Genomic DNA, 5,047 nt, shown 5'->3' on the forward strand with positions numbered 1-5,047 from the left:
CCAGCAGGCCGTCCGTGGCGAGCAGGAGCGCCCAGTGCGGCCCGAGCTCGATCCGCACCTCCTCGGAGAGATCGTTGTCGACGATGCCGAGAGCCGGGCCGACGACGTCGCCCGGCAGCGCCGACAGCCGCGGATGCAACAGCGCCGGCGGCGGATGACCGGCCAGCCGCATCCGCGCCGAGGTCCGCTCGGGAGCGATCGCGAGGGTGCACACCGTCGCAAAGATCTCGTCCTGTTCCCGCTCGCTCACCAGCACGCGTTGGAGATACCCGAGCCGGTCGGGTTCCGGAACACCGGCAAGGACCAACGTGCGCCACGCGATCCGCAGGCTCACCCCGAGCGCTGCCTCGTCCGGGCCGTGCCCGCAGACGTCGCCGAGCAGGACGTGGAGCGTGCCGTCCGCGGTGGACACCATGTCGTAGAAGTCCCCGCCGAGCAGGGACTGCTGCCGGCCGGGGCGGTACCGGGCGTCGTGGTGCAACCGGCCGTCGTCGATGAGCGGCCGGGGTAACAGGCCGCGTTCGAGGCGGGCCCGCTCGTCCGCCAGCAGCTCCGACTCCCGCAGCGCCTGCGCGGCGGTGTCGGCCCGCTTGCGCTCGATCGCGTACCGGACGGCCCGGACCAGGTCCCGCCCGTCGACCTGGCCCTTGACGAGGTAGTCTTGCGCGCCCGCGGCGACCGCCTGCGCCCCCCGGTACTTGTCAACCAGACCGGTGAGCACCACGACCGGCGCTCCCGCCTCGACCGTGAGCAACCGGCGCAGCGCCGACAGGCCCTCGCTGTCCGGCAGCCCTAGATCCAGCAGCACGCACGCGACGTGCTCGCTGCGACGGGCGGCTTCGGCCACCGTGCGCACCCGGGTCAGCTCGACCGGAGCGGAGGCCTCGTCGAGGAGCTCGGACACCAGATAGGCGTCGGCATCATCGTCCTCGACCAACAGCACAGGCCAGATCACTTCCGCAGGATCAGCGTTCGGCGCCCGCATCGCGTTGCTCTCGGTTCCTGACACATCTCCTCGGCATTGCACGACACGAGGCCATACCGGCCCAACCCGGACCCGAAGCATGGCACGACCACAGCGCCCGTGCGCATCGGAACGCCGAACCGGAGTGGACCGCGGCCAAGAAGACGGAGCGCGACGGGCTCAGGAAAACCGGGCTCAGAAAGACATGGTGGGCCCACGGGAACGACGGCAGTCGCCAGGACAGATCAACGGGCGGCGGTGTGGCTATCAGCATCGGTGTGGCTGCCGGTAGCGCGGCCCTGCGCGCCCTCCCTCCCTGGCGGGGTCTCACCCGGAACCGGCGCCGTGGGACGGCCCAGCAGGTACCAGCCCCACAGCCCGGCGGGCACCGGGGCCCGCACCGGCGCGCCGGGTACCTCCCGAGCGTCCATCACGTCGAGCAGGTGATCCCAGTAGCCCGTCAGGCGGGCCGCCAGGCTTCCACCGAACAGCCTGCTGTGCAGGAGGTGCGGATGCGGTCGGGTCGGAGCGTGGCGCATCGCATCGGAGAAGCGGTCGAGGAGATCCCGGCGCTCGTCGTCGGACAGCTCGGCCATCAGCTCACGCAGAAGTTCGTCCTCCAGCGTCGCATGTTCGACCATCAACGCGGCCAGATCCCGGCGCAGGTTCGCGACCGGCTCCGCGGGCCGGTTGAGGTCCCCCTGGACGTACTGTTCAATGCCGCGCATCACCGAGGAGCAGCGCCGCGCCAAGCGGCCCAGGTCCGCCACCCGCGCCCGGCCACCCACGACCCGGCGGGCCATCTCCGGGTAGACCACCGACTCCATCGCGCTCAGGTGTGCGGAGACGGCGGCCACGGCCGCGTCGCTGGCATGCAGCGCCTGCCGCGGGTCGGTCGACGGACCACCCACGTCACCGTGGGCGTCGGCGCTGCGCGAGAGCTCGATCAGACGGACGGCGTCCTGATGCGCGGCCTCCACCAAGGTCGCCAACGTCTCGGCCATGACCACCTCGCAGCCCATGGGCAGATACCCAGCGGAGAGCTACCGGAAGCCCAAGCTACGCCTATCCGACCCGGTCCGCATCTCGGCAGCCACCACGCAGCCGTAACCCGGTACCCACAAAAGGTGCCAGTCGCCTCGCTCGGCACCTGACTCTCAGACTTGGTCCCTGTGGTGTCCGGCCGTGGCTCCGCCGGACGGCACCGTCACCGGGCGAGGAACTCGTCGAGATCGGCGAGGAACCGCGTCTCATCCTCGACCACCAGGCCGCCGATGTCGGCGTGGCCGGGCGGACCCGGCTGCGCGAGCACAATCGAACCGGTACCGTGCCGGATGGTGAGCCGCCGCCCGAGCAGCGCGGCCAGTCGCATGGAAGCCGACCCGCAGGCCTCGTCCTCGGTGACGCCGTGCCTGCTGGCGAAGGCCCGGGCCCGCACGACCCCGCCCGGCTCATCCTCCCACGCCCAGAGTTGGGTCAGGTCCTCGCCGGGTGGACGGGGCAGGTCGAGCGCGTCGACTTGGCACGGGTCCGCAAGCATCTCATGCCACCAATAAGGCACGGCGGCCAAGGCGCTGCGGACCCAGACCCGGCCCTGCTCCTGCCAGCTGACCGCCTCGCCGCCGGCCGGGCGGAGGATCTCCGGATGGCCACCGAGCAGCCGACCCAACAGCCAGGCCGACCCTACCAGGGCGTGTCCCGCCAGGGGCAGCTCCCCGGCGGGCGTGAAGGTGGCCAGCTCCGCCAGCTCCGGGTCGTCGACGAAGACCGTGGCGGAGCAGCCTAGTCGGCGCGCGACGACGGACCGCTCCCGCGCGTCGGGCAGCAACTTCGCGGCGTCCAGCACCACGGCGAGCAGACTGCCGCCGGCGCCCGTCTCGTCGGCGAACACCCGAAGCGTGCGTACCTCGATCCCGATCACTCGATCCTCCCTGTGAGGTATCCCATACGCCGGACGTGTGTCTCACCCTTCGCGTGGCACCCCGCCGGCACAGTCGCCAGGCATCCGCGTCCACGGTGAAGCCCGGATCGCCTCCGGACGGCCGGCACCGACTTGTCACCATGAAGGTTCACCAGCGGGAAGGTCGTGGGAAATGCCGACAGGTGGACATGGACATGGATCGGCGGCAGGGAAGGAGGCAATGATGCGGGACGATGCGGTGCCGGGCGAAAGAGTACGCGACGAGACGGTACGCGAGAGCCGGGGACGCGACGATGACGGCGCGCACCCGGACGGCGGCGACCACGGCAGCCAGCATCCCGTCCGGGAGGTGCTGGGGGACGCCCTGGAGCAGGCGTCGGCCAACGCCCATAAGCTCGCCGGCGCGCTGACCCGTCCGGTCTCCCTAGTCCGGGTGGGTCGCAAACGACGCCAGGTGCCCCGCCCCGGGCTACCGCGGACGCCGGACGGGCGCGTCATGGCCTGCGGCGTGTACAGCCATGGCCGGCGGGTCACCACGGACATCGACCAGGCCGACGCGCTGCGGTTGGCGCGGTCCGAACGCAGCGGGTTCGCCTGGCTCGGCCTGTTCGAGCCGAGCTACGAGCAGCTCACCGCGATCGCCGAGGAGTACAGGCTGGACAAGCTCGCGGTGGAGGACGCGGTCACCGGCCACCAGCGCCCCAAGCTCGAGCAATACGAGAACCACCTGTTCATGGTGCTCAAGACGACCAGTTACGTGGAGCACACCCAGATGACGAGCACCTCCGAGGTAGTCACCACCGGCGAAATTATGATCTTCCTCGGCGAGGACTTCGTCGTGACCGTGCGGCACGGCAGGCACGGGGAGATGACGAAGCTGCGCGGCCGGCTGGAGGCCAACCCGGAGATGCTCCGGCACGGCCCGACGGCCGTGCTGCACGCCATCTGCGACAGCATTGTGGATGACTACGTCCGCACCGTGGAAAGCATCCAGGCCGACGTCGACCAGATCGAGGCGGGGGTCTTCCATCGGGATCAGAAGCCGTCGACGGAAAGCGCTTACCAGATGAAACGCGAGCTTCTGGAGCTCAAGCACGCGGTGCTGCCGCTCGCGGGCCCGTTGCGTACCCTCACCACGGACGCCCCCACGATGGTCGACGTGGCGATGCGCCGTTACTTCCGGGACGTCGCCGACCACCTCGAGCAGGTCAGCGAGCGTATAGCTCACTTCGACGAGCTGCTTTCCTCCGTGCTCCAGGCGACGCTGACGCAGGTGACGATCGCACAGAACGAGGACATGCGACGGATCAGTGCCTGGGTGGCGATCGGCGCCGTCCCGACCGCCGTCGCCGGGATCTACGGGATGAACTTCGACCACATGCCGGAGCTTCGTCAGACGTGGGGCTACCCGGCCATCCTGGCCGTCATTACGACGATCTGCCTGTTCCTCTACCGTGCGTTCAAGCGCAACGGCTGGTTCTGACACCGACCTGCATGCTATGCGCGCAGGGACCACGACAATGACGGCAGATCCATAGTCCCTTTTTACTATCAGTTGGCTGACGCGACATATCCGTACGATGGGTTACCCCTGGCCCGCCACGTCGGTTACCGTTACCAACCGTGTCGGAGCAACCGGGTCTCGTGCCAGCCGCTCGGTGCGGTCCCCGCCGATCCCCCCACCCGTCAGGGGACTCCATGACCTCGTCTGACCCCAAGAGTCATAAAACAGCCATCCTGCCTGATCGGGGCGATCTCATCGCGGAGCTCGCCGGCCGGCTGGAGGCCCTCGACGCGCTCCTCAACCGGCTGGAGGATGCCGAGCGGCAGGCCGCCGACGCCAGCGAGCATCTCATCCGGACCCGCCGGTGGCAGGAGGACACGGTCCGGACCATCCAGGAGGAGCGGGCTCGGATGCGCCAGCGCCAGCACGCCCTCGACGAGCTCGCCGGCCACGCCCGCGCCGCGGTCAAGGCGCTGGCGCACCATCGCTCGCTGCCCCGTGAGGTCCACGAGCTCGCGGTCGAGCTCCAGGTGCTCGATGCGGCGGGATTCCTCACCCGCCGCAGCTCCCGGTCCCGCTGAGGGGGTGCACGCCCGACCTCGCCCGCCAACTACTTTAAGTAGTCAAAAGTCGCCCACGGGCCGAGGGAGGGCTACCC

General features: G+C 69.9%; 5 protein-coding genes. 2 read left to right on the plus strand and 3 right to left on the minus strand.

Going from position 1 to position 5,047, the window contains the following annotated elements; all coding sequences use genetic code 11:
* The 3 genes from AC08OJ_RS18515 to AC08OJ_RS18525 all read right to left on the minus strand — a co-directional run.
* The coding region (locus AC08OJ_RS18515) for a PP2C family protein-serine/threonine phosphatase (protein WP_476596403.1) at positions 1–985 on the minus strand (985 nt) is incomplete at its 3' end.
* Positions 986–1,209: 224 nt separating this feature from the next.
* A complete protein-coding gene (locus AC08OJ_RS18520) occupies positions 1,210–1,968 on the minus strand; it encodes a hemerythrin domain-containing protein (protein WP_476596400.1) in 759 nt (252 codons plus the stop codon).
* Between the two features lie 203 nt (positions 1,969–2,171).
* Positions 2,172–2,885, minus strand: a complete 714-nt coding sequence (locus tag AC08OJ_RS18525) for a PhzF family phenazine biosynthesis protein (protein WP_476594056.1) — start codon at positions 2,883–2,885, stop codon at positions 2,172–2,174.
* A 220-nt stretch (positions 2,886–3,105) separates the two neighbouring features.
* Here AC08OJ_RS18525 and corA point away from each other — a divergent pair, with 220 nt between their 5' ends.
* Together corA and AC08OJ_RS18535 are read left to right on the plus strand one after the other, a co-directional pair.
* A complete protein-coding gene (corA, locus tag AC08OJ_RS18530; protein WP_476594055.1) occupies positions 3,106–4,368 on the plus strand; it encodes a magnesium/cobalt transporter CorA in 1,263 nt (420 codons plus the stop codon).
* 215 nt (positions 4,369–4,583) lie between these two features.
* On the plus strand, positions 4,584–4,970 hold the full coding sequence (locus AC08OJ_RS18535; RefSeq protein WP_476596401.1) for a hypothetical protein: 387 nt from the start codon (positions 4,584–4,586) through the stop codon (positions 4,968–4,970).
* The last annotated feature ends 77 nt before the right edge of the window (positions 4,971–5,047 follow it).

This window comes from Frankia sp. CgKIO3, from assembly GCF_977946435.1.